The sequence below is a fragment of the Christensenellaceae bacterium 44-20 genome, from assembly GCA_041223705.1.
Taxonomy (GTDB): Bacteria; Bacillota; Clostridia; order Christensenellales; family Christensenellaceae; genus QANA01.
On record JBCLQU010000001.1, the window covers coordinates 799,016 to 816,587 of the forward strand.

12 protein-coding genes are annotated in these 17,572 nt (G+C 57.1%); all 12 read right to left on the minus strand.

Annotated elements, in window-relative coordinates:
- Window positions 1-52 precede the first annotated feature (52 nt).
- On the minus strand, window positions 53-952 hold the full coding sequence (gene ftsY / locus AALG83_04335; protein ID MEY8382380.1) for a signal recognition particle-docking protein FtsY: 900 nt from the start codon (window positions 950-952) through the stop codon (window positions 53-55).
- 9 nt (window positions 953-961) lie between these two features.
- Window positions 962-4,504: a chromosome segregation protein SMC gene (gene smc, locus AALG83_04340; GenBank protein ID MEY8382381.1), complete on the minus strand. Its 3,543-nt coding sequence runs from the start codon at window positions 4,502-4,504 to the stop codon at window positions 962-964.
- Between the two features lie 138 nt (window positions 4,505-4,642).
- Window positions 4,643-4,960 carry a thioredoxin gene (trxA, locus tag AALG83_04345; protein MEY8382382.1) on the minus strand — a complete coding sequence of 106 codons (318 nt, stop codon included), beginning with the start codon at window positions 4,958-4,960 and terminating at the stop codon, window positions 4,643-4,645.
- Window positions 4,961-5,006: 46 nt separating this feature from the next.
- Window positions 5,007-6,791, minus strand: a complete 1,785-nt coding sequence (gene aspS, locus AALG83_04350; GenBank protein MEY8382383.1) for an aspartate--tRNA ligase — start codon at window positions 6,789-6,791, stop codon at window positions 5,007-5,009.
- Window positions 6,792-6,796: 5 nt separating this feature from the next.
- Complete coding sequence (hisS, locus tag AALG83_04355) at window positions 6,797-8,050, minus strand: histidine--tRNA ligase (protein MEY8382384.1); 1,254 nt, start codon at window positions 8,048-8,050, stop codon at window positions 6,797-6,799.
- 87 nt (window positions 8,051-8,137) lie between these two features.
- On the minus strand, window positions 8,138-9,601 hold the full coding sequence (hemZ, locus tag AALG83_04360) for a coproporphyrinogen dehydrogenase HemZ (protein MEY8382385.1): 1,464 nt from the start codon (window positions 9,599-9,601) through the stop codon (window positions 8,138-8,140).
- Window positions 9,589-10,227, minus strand: a complete 639-nt coding sequence (locus tag AALG83_04365; protein ID MEY8382386.1) for an MBL fold metallo-hydrolase — start codon at window positions 10,225-10,227, stop codon at window positions 9,589-9,591. The genes hemZ and AALG83_04365 overlap by 13 nt, the downstream gene beginning before the upstream one ends.
- A gap of 15 nt (window positions 10,228-10,242) precedes the next feature.
- Window positions 10,243-10,692 carry a D-aminoacyl-tRNA deacylase gene (gene dtd, locus AALG83_04370; protein ID MEY8382387.1) on the minus strand — a complete coding sequence of 150 codons (450 nt, stop codon included), beginning with the start codon at window positions 10,690-10,692 and terminating at the stop codon, window positions 10,243-10,245.
- Between the two features lie 20 nt (window positions 10,693-10,712).
- Window positions 10,713-12,869 (minus strand): bifunctional (p)ppGpp synthetase/guanosine-3',5'-bis(diphosphate) 3'-pyrophosphohydrolase, encoded by a 2,157-nt coding sequence (locus AALG83_04375; GenBank protein ID MEY8382388.1) that lies wholly within the window; start codon window positions 12,867-12,869, stop codon window positions 10,713-10,715.
- 5 nt (window positions 12,870-12,874) lie between these two features.
- Window positions 12,875-15,241: a single-stranded-DNA-specific exonuclease RecJ gene (recJ, locus tag AALG83_04380; GenBank protein MEY8382389.1), complete on the minus strand. Its 2,367-nt coding sequence runs from the start codon at window positions 15,239-15,241 to the stop codon at window positions 12,875-12,877.
- A gap of 60 nt (window positions 15,242-15,301) precedes the next feature.
- Window positions 15,302-16,186, minus strand: a complete 885-nt coding sequence (locus AALG83_04385; protein ID MEY8382390.1) for a hypothetical protein — start codon at window positions 16,184-16,186, stop codon at window positions 15,302-15,304.
- Window positions 16,186-17,511 carry an MMPL family transporter gene (locus tag AALG83_04390; protein ID MEY8382391.1) on the minus strand — a complete coding sequence of 442 codons (1,326 nt, stop codon included), beginning with the start codon at window positions 17,509-17,511 and terminating at the stop codon, window positions 16,186-16,188. The genes AALG83_04385 and AALG83_04390 overlap by 1 nt, the downstream gene beginning before the upstream one ends.
- Window positions 17,512-17,572: the final 61 nt, after the last annotated feature.

Consider the following 17,572-nt stretch of genomic DNA (forward strand, 5'->3'; position numbering starts at 1 on the left):
CTTACTACACTTTTTCTCATCTGTCAAGGCAAAAACCTTGTCAGTTTTTTATTCAGTCGACCAGCGCTCTGGCAAATTCCTTCGGGTCAAAAACCTGTAAATCGTCGATACCCTCGCCCACGCCGATATAGCGCACCGGAATGCCCAGCTCCTGCTTAATCGCGCAGACAACGCCGCCCTTGGCCGTACCGTCCAGCTTTGTGAGGATCAGCCCATCCACATGCACGACGCTGGAAAACTCCTTGGCCTGCGCGATGGCGTTTTGCCCCGTAGTCGCGTCCAGCACCAACAGCGTCTCCCGGCTGGCCTCCGGGTACTGCTGAGAGATTACCCGGTCGATCTTGTTCAGCTCGTTCATCAGGTTCTTCTTATTGTGCAGCCGCCCCGCCGTGTCGCAGATGACGACGTCCGTGCCGTGCGCTTTTGCCGAATCCAGCGAATCATATACCACCGCAGCCGGGTCTGCCCCTTCCCCGTATTTGACGATAGGCACGCCCACGCGCTCGGCCCAGATGCTCAGCTGTTCGCTGGCCGCCGCCCGGAAAGTATCCGCCGCCGAGAGCAGCACGCTTTTGCCCTGCCCCTTATAGACGTTTGCGATCTTGCCGATGGAGGTCGTCTTGCCCACGCCGTTGACGCCCACCACCAGAATCACCTTGGGAAAGCGCTCTTCTGGCATATCAAAGCGCACCAGCTGTTCGATGATCTCCCCCAGCGCCTCCCGCACCTGCTCCGGCTCCTTGATGCGCTCCTGCTTGATTTTCTCCCGCAGGGAACCAATGGCAGCCATCGCCGTCTCCACGCCCATATCGCAGAGAATCAGCGCTTCCTCCAGCTCTTCCAGCAAATCCTCGTCCACCCGGGTAAAGGCCGAAAGCACGCCCGAAATTTTTTCAGAAAATCCCGCTCTCGTCTTTTCCAGCCCCTGTTTCAATTTCTCAAAAAAGCCCATATTCTCCCCCTATTCGTCTATCTTGACCGATACAATCTTCGAGACGCCCTTTTCCTCCATGGTTATGCCGTAAAGCGAGGAACACATTGCCATCGTCGGCTTTCGGTGCGTGATCACCAAAAACTGCGACTGCTGCTGAAGCGTCTGTACATAATCGCAAAGCCGCACGACGTTCGCCTCATCCAGCGGCGCGTCGATCTCGTCCAGCAGGCAAACCGGCGACGGGTTGATTTTGATCATGGCAAACAGCAGCGCAATGGCCGTCAGCGCCCGCTCGCCGCCCGAGAGCAGCGAAATATGCTGCAGTTTCTTGCCCGGCGGCTCTGCGCTCACTTCAATGCCGCATTCCATAATATCGCCGTCCTCCAGCGAAAGCTGGGCTCTGCCGCCGCCGAACAGAATCTGGAAAATCTCCTGAAAACTCTTGCTGATCTGATCGAATTTCTCCCGGAAAGTCGTGCGCATTCCAGAGACGATCTCCGCGATCACCTGATGCAAATCGGCCTGCGCTTTTTCCAGATCTTCTTTTTGCGCTGTCAGCTCGGTAAACCGCTCGGAAACCCGCGCATAATCCTCAATAGCATTGGGATTGATCGTCCCAAGCTCGCGAATCCTGCCGCGTATCTGCTGTGCCTCCCGGCTGGCCTCCTGAAAGCCGATCTCTGCGCGCATGGGCTGTGCATCTGCGTATGTCAGGCCATATTCTTCCCAGATCTTGTCTCCCGCTGTCTCCAACGTCAGTTTGGAGCGCTCTAACTGGCTCTCCACCTTGTATTTGTGGTCGATGAGCTCTGTCTGGCGCAGCTGAAATTCCGAGTTATGCTTTTGCCTGCGGCCCAGCTCCTCTTTCATGATGGCGCGCGTCTGCTCCTGTGCCTCGATGCTCTCCTTTCTCTCCTGCATCTGCTTTTGCGCATTTTTCTCCAAGCTTTCTGCCCGCTCGGCCTCCCGCAGCAGCGCGCTCTTGGCCGAAGCCTGCTCCTCACAGCTTTTTCTCTTGGCCTCTGCCCGGGCTTCCAGAGCCGCAATCTCCGCCTCCATGCGCTCCATGCGCTCGGAAAGCGCCTGGCTGTCCTTGGCCGCCTCCGCCCGGGCGATGCGCATTTTGCTGATCTGCTCATCCAGCCCAGCGCTTATGGTATCCTGCTCCTGATCCAGCTGCTCCCCTTCCTGGCGCACTGCCAGCGCCCGTGCCGCTAGCTCCTCCAGATATGCGGAAAGCTCTGTTATCTTCTTTCTATTCTCTTCGCTCTCCTGCGATGCGCCGGATAGCCTGCCCTCCAGCTCTGCAATCTCTGCCCGAACCCCGGCTAATTGCTGTTCCAGGGCGGCCGTCTCGCTGCGCTGTTCCGCCGCGGCAATTTCCTGCTCCTTGAGCTTGCCCAGCAGCGCCTGTTCCTTCTGCTGCAAATCCGCGGCCTGCTCCCTGCAATTCTGCAGTGCCCGCCCAGCTTCTGCCGCCTGCTCTGCCTTCTGTTTCAGCAAAACGCCCAGCTTTTCAATGTCCCTCTCCCGGGAAAGCAAGCCGAACTGTTTTTTCTGCACACTGCCGCCCGTCATCACGCCGCCCGGGTTGACGATATCCCCCTGCAATGTGACAATCCGGAAGGAATACCCCGCCCGCCGCGCCAAAACGACAGCATCGTCCATATCCTTGACGATGGCCGTGCGCGCCAGCAAAAACTCCACCGCCCGCTTGGCCTCCCCCTTGGCCCGGACCGCCTGATCCGCCATCAGGATGACTTCCGCGCCCAGCGCCTGCTTTTCTTTGGGATTTAGGTGGTTGACGCGCAGCGCCGCCAGCGGCAAAAAAGTTACCCGGCCCAGATGCTCCCTGCGCAAAAGTGCGATGGCCATCTTGGCCTCCTGCTCCCCCGGCACAACCACGTTTTGCAGTGCGCCGCCCAGCACCGCCTCCACCGCCGCCTCATATTGCTCGGGCACCTCGATCAGCTCGGCCAGCGTGCCCAAAAGCGCCCCTTGCATGCTCTTTTCGCGTTTGGCCGCCCGCATCAAATTGCGCACGCCCTGGGAATACCCCTCGTATTCCGCCTTCAGCCCTTCCAGCATGGCCTTGCGGCTGCGCGCGTCGTTTTCTGCCGCTTTGGCCTTGCCCAGCGCCTCTTCCAGCTGTTTTTCCTTCTGGCGGCAGCTTCCGGTCAAAACCCTGTTTTCGTTGATCTGCCCCATGATTGCGGCGCTTTGCTCCTGCCTTTTTGCCTGCGCCGCTTTCTGCTCCTCCAGGCGGCGGCGGAGCGCCTCTTCCTGCTCCCTCTTTTCCGCCTGCTGCTCCTGCGCTTCCTGTGTGCGGGAGGCAAAGTTCTCCTCCTTCATCTCCAGGGCCGAAAGCTCGCTCTGTTTTTCCGCTGTCTCAGCCAGCAGGCTGAACTGCCGCTGGCGCAGCTCCTCTCTCCTGCGGTTCTTGCGCCCCTGCTTGTCCTCCTGCTCGGCCTTTTGGGCCAGAGCCTCGGCCAGCGCCGCGTCCACGCCCCGCATCTGCTCTAAAATACTTCCCTGCTGTTCCTGCAGTTCTTCCACTTGCCCAGCCAGCTCTTCCGCCTGCGCAAGCCTGGCTGCCCGTTCCTCTTCCAGGCGGCCCAGCTCTCGATCCACGGCCATCATGCGCTCGGCCAGCAGGTTTCTCTCCCCGGCCATGCGCTCGGCCTCTGCGCCCAGGCCGGAGAGCTCTTCCCGCGCCTGCGCCACTTCCTGCTCCAGCTGTTCCAGGCGCCCGCTCAGCTCTTCCGTCTCCATGGCGCTGCTGCCAAAGCCGCTCTGCTCTGCCTCGATGGCCGCTTCCAGCTCGGCCAGCTCTTCCGAAAGCTTTTGCACGCGCTTTTGGATGCGCTCATAGTTTTGGGCATATAAGTTCATGTCCAAAAACTTCTGCCGCTCGAAAAGCTCCAAATACGTCTTTGTCTTCTCCGCCTGCTCCTGCAATGGCCCAATCTGGCCGGAAAGCTCGCCCAAAATATCCTCAACCCGGGTCAAATTCTCCTGCGTCCGCTCCAGCTTGTGCTCGGATTCCTCTTTGCGCGTGCGGAACTTCATGACGCCCGCCGCCTCTTCAAAAACCTTACGCCTGGCAACCGGCTTGCTGGATAGAATCTCGTCGATGCGCCCCTGGCCCACGATGGAATACCCCTCTTTGCCGATGCCCGTATCCCGGATGATCTCCAAAATATCCTTGAGGCGCACGCTATTGCCGTTCAGATAGTATTCGCTCTCTCCCGAGCGAAACATCTTTCTGCCAATGGTAATTTCGCTGTAATCGCTGGCAATGCGGCCGTCTTCATTGTCAAAGGAAAGGTAGACCTCGCAAAACGCCTTTTTGGGGCGGTTCTGCGTGCCGTTGAAAATGACGTCCTCCATCTTGGTGCCCCGAAGGTTTTTGCTGCTCTGCTCGCCCAGCACCCAGCGAATGGCGTCGGCAATGTTGCTCTTGCCGCTGCCGTTCGGGCCGACGATGCCCGTAATGCCTCTATTAATAAAAAGTTCGGTTTTCTTCTCAAAGGATTTAAAGCCGTTGATTTCGATTTTTGTTAAACGCACGTCTCTTCTCCAACTCTATTTTTACCCGCTTATCATATCATAATTGAAGCAATAAAAAAAGGGGCAGGCAGCAAAAGCGCTCTGCCGCATTTTTTGCATAAAAAAGAGCGTGGCCCCCGCCCCGCTCTTTTGCTTTGGCTATGCTTTTGCAGCTTCGATCATCTCTTTGAGCTCCGCCGCCGAGATGACGCCCAGGCTCTTGCGCACTGCCTGCCCATTTTTAAAGAAGATAACTGTCGGAATAGACATCACCTTAAACTGGCTGGCCAAATCCGGCACATCGTCCACATTCAGCTTCGCGAAGGTAACGCCCTCCATCTGCTCCGCGACCTCTTCAAAAATCGGGCCAAACATCTTGCAAGGGCCGCACCAGGAAGCCCAAAAATCTACAACCGCCAGCTCTGCCTGCAAAACTTCCTTTTGGAAATTTTCAGAAGTTACTGTTACAACGCTCATTGCTCTACCTCCGTATTTTTATCTATTGTCTGTAAAAAATGGCTTTTTATTCCTCTTCCGGCAAAACTGCAATGCCAAGATCCGCCAGCTGTTTTTCATCCACCAGATCCGGCGCCTCGCACATCAGATCCGATGCGTTCTGCACCTTCGGGAATGCGATCACATCCCTCAGGCTCTGGCTGCCCGAGAGCAGCATCGCCAGCCGATCCAGGCCGTAAGCCAGCCCGCCGTGCGGCGGCGTGCCATACTGGAAAGCCTGCATCATAAAGCCAAAGCGCTCCCAGGCCTGCTCCTTGGTGAATCCCAGCGCCCGGAACATGCGCTCCTGCAAAGCCGAATCGTGGATCCGGATGCTGCCGCCGCCCAGTTCCGTGCCATTCAGCACAATATCGTATGCCTTTGCCCGCACTTTTTCAGGCGCAGTCTCCAAAAGCTCCAAATCTTCGTCCATGGGCGAAGTGAAGGGATGGTGCATTGCCACAAGCCGCCCCTCTTCCTCGCTGTATTCAAACTGCGGGAACTCCGTTACCCAAAGCAGATTCCACTGGTTTTCGGGAATCAGGTTCAACCGCTTTGCCAGCTCCAGCCGCAGTGCGCCCAGCGCCGCATAAACGGTCTTGTTCGCATCCGCGACAAAGAAGAGCACGTCTCCCGTCTTGGCCTGCATCCGCTCCAAAACTGCCGCAATTTCCTGCTCGGAAAGGAATTTTGCGATGGGCGAATTCAGCCCCTCTGCCTTCAGGTTCATCCAGGCCAGGCCCTTCGCGCCGTATGTCTTGACGAACTCACCCAGCGCGTCGATCTCTTTTCTGGAAAGACCCGCCTGCTCCGCCTTGATTGCCCGGACGCTCCCGCCGTTTTTCACCGCCTCTGCAAACACCTTAAAGCCGCAGTCTTTGGCGATATCGCTCAAATCCGTCAGCTCCATGCCAAACCGGGTATCCGGCTTATCGCTGCCATAGCGGTCCATCGCCTGCTGCCAGGTCAGCCGCGGAAGCGGCAGCGGAATATCGATGCCCAGCGTATCCTTGAACACTTTCTGGAACAGCCCTTCGTTGACGGCGATGATATCCTCTTCCTCCACAAAGGACAGCTCCATATCCACCTGCGTAAACTCCGGCTGCCGGTCTGCGCGCAGATCCTCATCCCGGAAACACTTGGCGATCTGGTAGTATTTATCCATGCCCGAAACCATCAAAAGCTGCTTGAAAATCTGCGGGGATTGGGGCAGGGCATAGAATTTGCCGTGGTGCACTCTGGATGGAACCAGGTAGTCCCGGGCGCCTTCGGGCGTGCTCTTTTGCAGAATGGGCGTCTCAATTTCCAAAAAGCCCTGCTCAAAGAGGTATTGCCGCGTCGACATGGCAATCTGGCTTCTGAGCATCAGGTTGCGCTGCATATCCGGGCGGCGCAGATCCAGATAACGGTATTTGAGCCGCAGTTCCTCTTTGACCTTGGAATTTTCCTCGATCTCGAAGGGCGGCGTCAGCGCCGTAGAGAGAATTTTCAGCTCCTCTACCCGCACTTCAATCCTGCCCGTGGGCAAATCGTCGTTGTAGTTTTCCGGCGTTCTGGCGATGATTTCACCCTTTACCGCGATGACATATTCACTGCGCAGGCTTTCTGCGTCCTCAAAATAATCCTTCTTCGCCGCCTCGTCGAAAACCAGCTGAATGACGCCGCTCCTGTCCCGCAGCCAGACGAAAATCAACCCTCCCAGGTTGCGCCGGCTATTGACCCAGCCCATCAGCGTAACGCTTCTTCCAATATCTTTTTCGGAAAACTCTCCGCACATGCCCGAGCGTTTCCAGCCGCTTAATTTCTCTCCCATTTTTATTACCTCAACGTTTCAGCCAAATTGCTGAGCGGAACCTCCCTCTCCTCGCTTCCCTTCATATCCCGCAGCTTGCAGCATCCCCGGGCCAGCTCGTCCTCTCCCAGAAGCGCAACATAGTCTGCACCAAGCTTGTTGGCATATTTCATCTGCGCCTTTAGGCTGCGCGCGTTATGATCCATATCCGCCGAGATGCCCTGGCTGCGCAGCTGCCCCATGAGTGCAAAGCCCTTGCGCCGCGCATCCTCTCCCATGGTGCAGAGGAAAACCCGAAGCGCTTTGGGCTGCGGAATCCGCACGCCCGCCGCCTCCATAACCAGAAGCAGGCGCTCCATGCCCATGCCAAAGCCCACGCCGCACATCTGCGGCCCGCCAATCTCCTCTACCAGGCCGTCGTAGCGGCCGCCGCCGCAAACCGTTCCCTGGGCGCCAATCTCGGAAGAGATGATCTCGAAAACCGTCTTGGTGTAGTAATCCAGCCCGCGGACGATATAAGGGTTAATCTTAAATTCCACTCCCGCATCCGTGAGATATCCCTGCAGCTGGTCAAAATGCTGCTGGCAATCTTCGCAGAGATAATCCACCATTTTGGGAGCATTCTGGGCGATCTTCTGGCACTTCTCCTCTTTGCAGTCCAGCAGGCGCAAAGGGTTCCGCTCGAGCCGTTCCAGGCAAGTGGGGCAGAGATCGCCCCTTCTATCTCGGTAATACGCCTTGAGCGCCTCGCTGTATTTGGGCCGGCACTCCGGGCATCCGATGGAGTTGATATTGAGCGAAAGATTATGCACGCCCAGCGTATTGAGCACGGTATAGGCCAGCAGAATCGCCTCTGCATCCGCCGTTGCGCTCTTGGCGCCGAAAATCTCGATGCCAAACTGGTGGTGCTGGCGCAGCCGCCCGGCCTGGGGCTTTTCATACCGGAAAACCGGCGCAGCAATGTAGCACATCTTGGTCGGCTGCGGGCCGTCGCAAAGCCCATGCTCGATAAAGGAGCGCACTGCCCCCGCCGTTCCCTCCGGGCGCAGCGTGATGGATCTGCCGCCGCGGTCCTCGAAGGTATACATCTCCTTCTGGACGATATCCGTCGTGTCGCCCACGCCGCGCAAAAACAGCTCGGTGTGCTCAAAAATCGGCGTGCGCACCTCCCGGATATTGAATCTCGCGGTGATCTCCCGCAGTTTTCCTTCGATATATTGCCATTGATAGCTCTCTTGGGGAATCAGATCTCTCGTCCCCTTAGGCGCCTGAATTTTCACGCTTTCTCCTCCTGCATTTTTCCAAACTTTAACTTGGTTTCATTATAGGTTTTAAGGCTGCAAAAGTCAACGCAGCCCTGCTTTTTTCTACTCCTGCCCAAAAAGCTCCCGCTTGCGCTCTATCATCTGCTCGATGCGCTGGGTATATTTGGGCACGTCCTTAATGGCCGGCGCCCGGCGGATTTTCACCACGCCGCCTGAAACCTTTTTGCTGATTGCGCCCGCTCCAAATGCCAGAATGCTGGCCGCCTCTTCCATGATGTCGATGTTATAGACGCTCTCCTTGCCCGGCAGTGCATAGCCGACGTTCTCCAGGTTCCCCGCCATATACTTCTGCCGATAGAGATAATAGGGCGCGTATCCCGCCCCGGCCAGCCGTTCCGCTCCTTCTGCCAGCATGGCCTCTGCCTCCCCGGAAGATGCAAAGCTATGGGCATTTTCCATGCCGAATTTAGAGCCGCGCTTGATAGACAGCGTATGCACGGTGATATTCTCCGGCCCCAGCGCCAGCACATCCGAAAGCGAGCGGAGGAACTCCCGCCGCCCCTCGCCCGGCAGCCCCACGATGAGATCCATATTGACGGCGGAAAATCCAAAGGTTTTGGCTAGTTCCGCCGCCTGGAAAAAATCCTCTACTTTGTGAATCCGGCCAATCCTGTCCAGCGTCCGCTGGCAGGTGGTCTGGGGGTTGACGCTGATGCGGTTTGCCCCTGCCGCCCTGATGATCTCCAGCTTCTCTTTCGTGATCGTATCCGGCCGCCCTGCTTCCACGGTAAACTCTCCCCGGGCAAACCGAGCCGCCGCTCCCAGCACGCGCTCCAGCTGGCGCGGCGAAAGCGCCGTCGGCGTCCCCCCGCCAATATAGACGGAGCGCACCCGGTGCGCCGCAATCGTATCCGTCAGCTGCTCCATCTCATAGAGCAGTGCATCCACATACTGCTCCTCCAAAACGCCTTCCCGGGTATTCTCCATCGCCGCAAACGAGCAGTAGGCGCACCGGGAGGTGCAGAAAGGAATGCCAATGTAAATATCCAGATCCTGCGGCTCCAGTGAAGCCAAAATGGGCTCCTGCCGCCGGCAGATCTGCGCCGTCAGGTCATATTTTTGCCTGGAAATATCGAAATCCTCCAGAAATAGCCGCTCTGCCTCCTGGATGCCCAGCTGCTGCCGGCTGTCCCGCAAAAACTTGGTCGGCCGCACGCCCGTCAGCGAGCCCCAGGGCTTCTCCTGCCCGAAATACTGCTTCAGGCAGCGGAAAACCGCAATCTTCGCCCCTCTCTTGCGGATCTTCTTGTATTCCAGCCCCGCCTGCCCCGGGCCATCCTGCAGGCTCTTTGTATGAAAGGCATATTCGTGCAGTTTTTTCCCATCCAAATAAAGCGTGCAGGTATGGCAAAAGCGCTCCGCTTCCTGCATCACCTCGTGCCAAACTGTGTAGCCCTGTTCCTGCACTTCGTCCACCAGCGGTATCTTTCTCTCATCCAGAAAAAAGCGGACCTCATCGCAGAGCTCCGCGTAATAATCCGGCGTGTTTGTGGCTAAATAGACCATCTCTCATCCCCCAAATACGGGTTGTTCTGCACTTCAAACCCCAGCGATGTGCTCTGCCCGTGCCCGGGATAGACCACATACTCCTTTTCCAGCGCACAGAGCTTTTGGAGCGACTGCCCCATCTGCTGCCCATCGCTGCCCGGCAAATCCGTGCGGCCGATGCTCATGTAAAACAGCGTGTCTCCGGAAAACAGAATATCTTCCGCCAGATAACAGGTGCTGCCCGGGGTATGCCCAGGCGTATGCAGAACGGCAATCTCCATGCCCGCCAGCTCCAGCTTCTCGCCGCCCGAGAGCAGCCGATCCGCCGCCTTTCGGGAAAAAGCCTGCTCGGTAATCACGCTCAAATTTTTTTCGCAGTCCTCCGGCATGTCTGCATCCGCCTGGTGCAGATAGACGGGCGCCCCCGTCGCCTCCCGCAGAATGTCGATGCCCGCGATGTGATCAAAATGCCCGTGGGTCAGCAAAATCGCCTCCAGCTCCATCTGCTCTTCTTCCAGATAGCGCAGCATCGCTTCCGCATTATAGGAGGGATCCACGGCAACCGCCCGCTTACTCTCATCCTGAAAAAACAGATAGGCGTTTTCCCCAATGGGTCTGCTCACAAATTTTACAGTCTCTATCATCCCAGTCCCCCTGCGCTAAAAGAGCTTTCGGCTGTCCAGCAGAATCGTTACCGGCCCGTCATTGACGGATGCCACCTGCATATGCGTCTGAAACGTCCCGGTTTTGATGCCGATTCCCGTCTCGCGGAAAGCCTGCACAGCGCGGTTGTAAATGCCCTCTGCCTCGGCCGGCGCGCCTGCGTGAATAAAGCTCGGCCGGCGCCCTTTTCTCGCGTCCCCCAGCAAAGTAAACTGCGAGACGACCAGGATCTCCCCGCCCACGTCCTTCAGCGAGAGGTTCATCTTGCCCTGCTCATCCTCAAAGATGCGCAAATTGCAGACTTTGTCCACAATATAGGCGATATCCGCGTCCGTATCGCCCTCCTGGGAGCCCAGCAGAACCAGCAAGCCCCCGGCAATCGCCCGCGTCTCTTCTCCCTCTATGGCGACGCTGGCACTCGTTACTTTTGTTACAACAGCTCTCATGCTTTTCCTCTCTCTTCCGCCTATTTGTTCACCCGGAAGACACTGGTTACCGAGGGAATCGTGCGAATCTTATCCATCAGCGCCTCGAGGTCCGCAATCGCCGAAACCTCAATGCGGAAGCTGATGGCAAACGTCCTGTTTTTCTCGTTGCGCTTGGCGTTGATGTTCAGGAAGGAATATCCCAGCGAATACAGCATCTGGGAAATATCCATGAAGATCCCCGCGCGGTCGTCCCCTTCCACCTGCACTTCCACGTCGTACCGCCCGGTCTCATCTGCCGTCCAGGAGACTTCGATGCGCCGATCCGGCGGGAAATCCGTGTCGTTGATGTTGGAGCAGTCCGTGCGGTGCACGGAGACGCCCCGCCCCCGGGTGATATAGCCGATGATGTCGTCTCCCGGCAGCGGGTTGCAGCATTTCGCCAGGTGAACCACCATGTCCGAGTAACCCTTGACGGTAACCGTCGCGTTCTTGCTCGGCCGGAACTTTTTGGCGACCTGCTTTTGCTCCAGGAAATCCTCTTCAATTTTGTTCTCTTTTTTATATGCCTCAATCAGGCGCAGCAAAATCTGGTTGGGCGTCAGGCCGCCATAGCCCACCGCCGCCATCATATCCCCAAGGGAGTTGACGCTGAAGCGCTTGTAGAGCGGCTTTAGCCATTCGCTCTGGAGCAGGTCCGCAAGCTCATAGCCCTTGCGCTTGGCCTCTTTTTCCAGAATTTCCCGGCCCTTTTCCTCGTTCTCCTCCCGCTGCTCTTTCTTGAACCACGCGCGGATCTTGCTTCTGGCCTGCGCCGTCTTGACCATGTCAATCCAGTCGCGGCTGGGCCCCTTGCTCTGCGGGTTGGTCAGCACTTCCACAATATCGCCGGTTTTCAGCTCATAGTTGAGCGGCACGATGCGTCCGTTGACCTTCGCGCCCACGCATCGGTTGCCGATCTGCGAGTGAACGCCGTATGCAAAATCCAGCGGTGTGCTCCCCTTGGTGAGATCTTTCACATCTCCCTTGGGCGTAAAGACGAAAACCGTGTCCGAGAAGAAGTTGATCTTGAGCGCTTCCATGAACTCCTTGGGATCGCGCATGTCGTTCTGCCATTCCATCAGCTCCCGCAGCCAGCTGAGCTTGGCATCCAGCCCGGTCGTCTGCCCGGAAATGCCTTCTTTGTATTTCCAGTGGGCCGCGATGCCGTATTCGGCCGTGCGGTGCATCTCCTCCGTGCGGATTTGAACCTCAAACGGCTTGCCGTCGATGCCCACCAGCGTCGTGTGCAGGGATTGATACATGTTCGCTTTGGGCACAGCAATGTAATCCTTGAAGCGCATGGGCAGCGGCCGCCAGACCGTGTGCACCGTCCCCAAAACCGCGTAGCAGTCCCTTACAGACGGAACAATCACGCGCACAGCGATGATATCGTAGAGCTCTTCAAAGGTCTTTGCCTTATTTTTCATCTTTTTATAGATGGAATAGATGTGCTTGGGCCGCCCCTCAATTTCCGCCGGAATGCCCAGCGCCGCGACCTTCTCTCTCAGCACGCCGACGATATTTTCAATATACTCCTCCCGCTCCTGCCGGGTGGAATTGAGCTTGTGGGCGACGTCGAAATACGCTTCCGGCTCCAGGTATTTGAGGGCCAAATCCTCGAATTCCCATTTGAACGTGCTGATGCCCAGCCGGTCTGCCAAGGGCGCGTAAATCTCCAGCGTCTCCTTGGCCTTTTCCCGCTGTTTTTCCGGGGTTTTATAGCCCAGCGTGCGCATATTGTGCAGGCGGTCTGCCAGCTTAATGAGAATCACCCGGATATCCGAAGCCATGGCCAAAAACATCTTTCTCATGCTCTCGGCCTGGGCATCTTCCTTGGATTGGAAATCAAATTTTTTCAGCTTGGTAACGCCATCGACGATGCGCGCAATCTCCGCGCTGAATGCCATCTCGACGTTCTCAATGGTAAATTCTGTATCCTCGGGCACGTCGTGCAGCATGGAAGCGCAGATGCTCACGTTATCCAGCCCCAAATCTGCCAGAATGCGCGTCACTTCATAAGGGTGCACGATATAAGGCTCGCCGGAATTGCGCAGCTGTCCCTCATGCGCTTTTTCAGCGACGGCAAACGCTTTTTCGATGAGCGGGTCTCCCTGGTATACGGGATAATCCCCTATAAATCTCTGGTATAACGTCATGCGCCTCAAATCCTTCCCTCGGCCAAATCTCCCATGGCCCGAAAATACGCGCTCTGCTCCGGGCAAAATGCCTGTTTCTCTTTCAAATGAATTTGTATTATTTTATCACTTTTTCGAACTTCTATCAACTTCTGTTCAAAAAACCCCTGAAAATACAGCCACGGCTTTTTGATATCCGGCAGGCTGAGCTGCCCCGCCGCTTTTTCTAGGAATTCGCTGACGGACGCGTAAACACCTTCCGCATTTCCAAAAGCCTCCCGCATTTGCTCTAAAAGCCCGGGCGCATAAAAAGCCTCTGCCTCGGCGCGGTAAGCCGCTCTCAGCTCCTCGCCCAGATAAACCGCCGCATCCGGCTGGCGCGCCAGCAAGGCAAAATCGCCCAAAGCCAGCATATTCCTGTAATGCCGCAAAGGCTGCCTTTGCAGATAGCAAAAACAGCTCTCGGCAGAATCTGCCGCGGCCTGCCGGCGCTCCGGCCAGCCCTCTGCATATCCCGCTCTTTTGCTCCTCAAAAGCACCGCCCCGGGATAACTGCCGCAAAAGACCGCCGTGCCCAGCGCGCGCTCCCTCTGCCGCTCCATCCATTGCTCCAGCTGCCCCGGCGTGGATAAGAGCTCGCCCGACGGGTTTTCCAGAAAAGCTGCATACGCCAAAACCTCTGCCGGAAACAGGCGCAAATACTCCTTTTCCAGCCTTTTGGGCCAATCCACCTCCCCCCGCTCCTGCAAAGAGGAGAGAATCAGCTGGCTTTTCCTGCTGCCCCGGAATTCATTGATGGAAAAGGAGGCGATGCAGTCATAGTGCGCGCCTTTTTGGATTTCCTCCCGCGCAGAAAAGCGCAGGACCTCGGAAGGGCAATCCGCCGCCGTCATTTTGAGGTGCTCTCCCATCTTTCCCATCTTGGCAATTTCCAGGGGCTGGAAATTTTCCAGATAGAAGCGCGGCTCCTCATTATCCTGCCCAAAAGGCTGCAATTTCTCCATCTGTTCGGCCAGCACAATATCCGCTTCACCGAGTTTCAGCGCCTGGTCATACTGGATGGCCGGCAAAAATGCCTCCTCCGGGTATTTTTCGCCCAAAAATTCCTGCACAATGCGCCGGGCTTCCGGCAGATTTTCCTTTTTCAACGTCAGTCCCGCCGCCATCTCATGCCCGCCAAAGCGCTCATAAAGATGCTCTGCCTGGCAAAGCGCCTCATAAAGGTTGACTCCCGGGATGCTCCTGGCAGAGCCCGTCAGCATCCCATTTTCCTCCGAAAGCACAACCGCCGGCCGGTAAAAAGCCTGTGTGATGGAGGAGGCCGCCAGGCCCACGACGCCCTTCTCCCATCCCTGCCCGGAGACGAACAGGATGCGCGCATCTGCCAGGCAGACTTCTTGCCGCACCTGCTCCATCGCCTGCTGTGTTATGCTCTTTTGCAGATCCTGGCGGCGGCTGTTGATGCCGCTCAAATGCTCGGCCAGCTCTTTGGCCCGGCCGGCATCCGCCGTCGTCAAAAGCTCCAGCGCCAGGCTGGCGTGCTCCAGTCGCCCCGCCGCATTGATGCGCGGAACCAGGCCGAACGCCGCGCCATACGACTGAATATTCGCCAGCCGCAGTCCCGCCGCCTCTGCCAAAACCTTAAAACCCAGGCAAGGCGCCTGCCTGAGCTTTCGCAGCCCGAGGTAGGCCAGGGCCCTGTTTTCCCCGGTCAGGCTCACCATATCGCCAATGGTCGCGACGCCGCAGAGATCGATAAGCTCCTTCGCCTCCGCGCCCATCAGCGCCTGTGCCACTTTAAACGCCGTTCCCGCGCCGCAGAGATCGCCAAAAGGATAGGTCTCCCCCGGCATTTTGCAGTTGAGCAAATAAGGCGTATCCGGCAGTTCTCCGCATTCGTGATGGTCGATGACGATGCAGTCCACGCCCTGCTCCTTTGCCAGCGCAATATCCGAAACGCTTCGGATGCCGCAATCTACCGTGATAATCAGCTTCGCGCCGCCCTCTATCAGTCGGGTAAACGCCGCGGCATTGGTGCCATAGCCCTCGCTGGCGCGATCCGGAATATATAGAGCAGGCTCCAGTCCAACGGCCGTCAAAGCCTTTTGCAGAATTGCCGCACCGCAAACGCCGTCGCAATCGTAATCCGAATAGATGGCGACGCGCTCCCCCTGCTCTGCCGCCCGCAAAATGCGCGCACAGCTCTTTTCCATATTCAGGAATGCAAATGGATCGCCCACCTGCTCCCATCCCGGGTTCAGAAAGGCCTCTGCCTGATCTGCCGGGATGCCCCTGGCCGCCAAAAGCTCTGCAACCATGGGAAGGATTCCCCGGCTTTCATATTCTGTTCTTTCCGTCGGGCTCAGGGCCTGGCCCTTTTTTTCATACCGCATCAGAGCCTCCATAAATGCACAAAGGCGGTCGATGACCGCCTTTGAAGAAAAATGCTCGCGCTATTTGATCGCTTTTACTTTTTTGCGCACTTTTTTCCCTTTTCCCGCTGCTTTCTTCGCCCAAAGGCTGGCCGGCAGCCCGAGAAGGCTTGTGCAAAGCGCCGCGAAAAGGACGCCCAGCATCGCGCATAAGCCCCATCCCATCAGAGAAGCTTCGCCCAGCAAATACGCCGCCAAAAACATCGCCGCTCCAATGATGGCAACCAGAATGCGCCGCAATTTGCATGCCTTGGCCGCACTCTGCGCCTCTTCCTCCAGCGCATCCGCAGTGCCTTTGCGAAGCGCACCGCGCATCTGCTCGAAATAAACGCCGATATCCAGCAGGCTATAGAGCAGAGCCGCCAGAAGAGCCGCCAATAATGCCGGTGTAATCGGGAAGCGCACGATCAGGACTGCTCCCAGCAGAAGCGCCATCGTCCCGATGCAAGCGATCAATGCTCCAACGCCGCCAGCACTGCCATACCGTGCCGCAAAATAGAGGGAGGCCGCTAAAATAGCCGCCAGTGCCGCCAGCGCCAGGAACAGCAGCGTCTTGCGCGGCATCGCCCGAGCCACCGTATCGCATCCCCGGAACTTTGCGCCCGCATATTCTGCCTGAATTGCCTGCGTCATGGCCTCGCCCTCATCGCTCATCTTCTGTACGCGGATGATGGCCTGATCCTGCTTCTCTCCGGCTTTCAGAACCTGGTAATCGCCCACGCCCTGCGCCGCGACAATCCTGCTCAAGTCTTCCAGCTTAAATTCCTGGTTGATATCAAATTTCAACAAATATCCGCCGCTCAGCGTCTGGCTGAAATTGAACCCGCCGCATAGCAGCGTCACCGCCGCAGCCACGGCCATCACGGCAACAACCGCCCAGGCAAATATCTTAGAATACTTCTGCATTACTCTGCCTCCTTCTTGCTGCCAAAATAGATGGCGTGTCCATCCGGCACAGTGCCTACCATCAGCCGCACCAAAGGCTGCGTCAGAACAACCGCGCAAAGAATCGCGCAGATCACGCTGATGCCCGCCGCAAAAGCAAAGCCGGAAAGCTCATAAATGCCAAACAGAATGAAGACCAGCAGCGCAGCGCAAAGCGCCAGCCCTGCATAGAAGACGCTCTTCGCACCGGCGCCGCAGCCCGATTTTGCAGCAGCTCTGGGTGCCTTGCCCGCCAAAAACTCCTTTTTAAAGCCGTTTACGATCATCAGGCTCATTGCAGCCATGCAAAGCGCGCCCACAAAAAGCCCCGCCATGCCAAAGGCCGTAATCTGCAATCTGGAAATTGCCAGGAACAGCAAAACCAACGCCGTGTGCCCCAGCATGGAAATCGCCGCCATCAGCCCGGGAATCCGGTAGCATAGAATCATCGCCAGCGCCAAAACCAACAGTCCAGCGATTCCGGCTATCATCATGCCGCGCAGCGCGTTTTCTCCCAGCGACGGGCTGACGCCGCGCATTTCCGCCGCCTCTACCTCGACCGAATAAGGCCGGTTGTTGACGACCTGCACCAGCTCTTCCAGCTGATACATGGGAATATTCGTCTGAACGCTGCCCTGCCCCGTCTCAATCGCGCTCTTAATCGTCGCCTGCGCGATATCCGTGCCCTCATAATGAAGCTTAATATAATTGCGGTTGCTGTAATCCTCCTGGCTGATGCCCCGCTCCGCAATTTCTGCTGTCGCCTTTTCAAAGGCCTCTTTTCCCTCTTTTGTCAGCGAGAAGGAGAGATACCGATACCCCATGCTATCCTCCTGCGCCATGACAAGCTCGATCTGGCTGGAGGGAATAATCACGTTGTCATCCGAATCCAGAATCGTCAAATCGCCTTTCACAGCCAGGTATTTCACAATCTGATCTGCATCCCGGAAAGCGCTTGTCTCATTGATGGGCAAATTGACCCGAATCTCCCGATCGCCCTGCATTTCCAGCGTCGCGCCGGTATATCCCTTTTCATCCAGCCGCGCCCGCATAATTCTGAGTACTTCATGCTGCGCATCGTATAATTCCTGCTCCGTCAGAGGCGCCGCACCCTCTGTGCTGTCCTCGCCGGGATCCTTGATGCGCAGCACAGCGCTTGTCCCGCCTTGCAAATCCATGCCAAGACTGATCGCCCGCATGGGCTCAAACGAGTACATGCCAAATGATACGCCAAAGACTACTGCATATGCGCCCGCAAAAACAAAAGCGACAACCAGCACCAGTCCGATCAGGCTGCGTAATTTCATATCGATTCTCCTTCCGACTTCTGCTATCCAAAGCGGCGCGAAACCGCCAAACAGATAGATT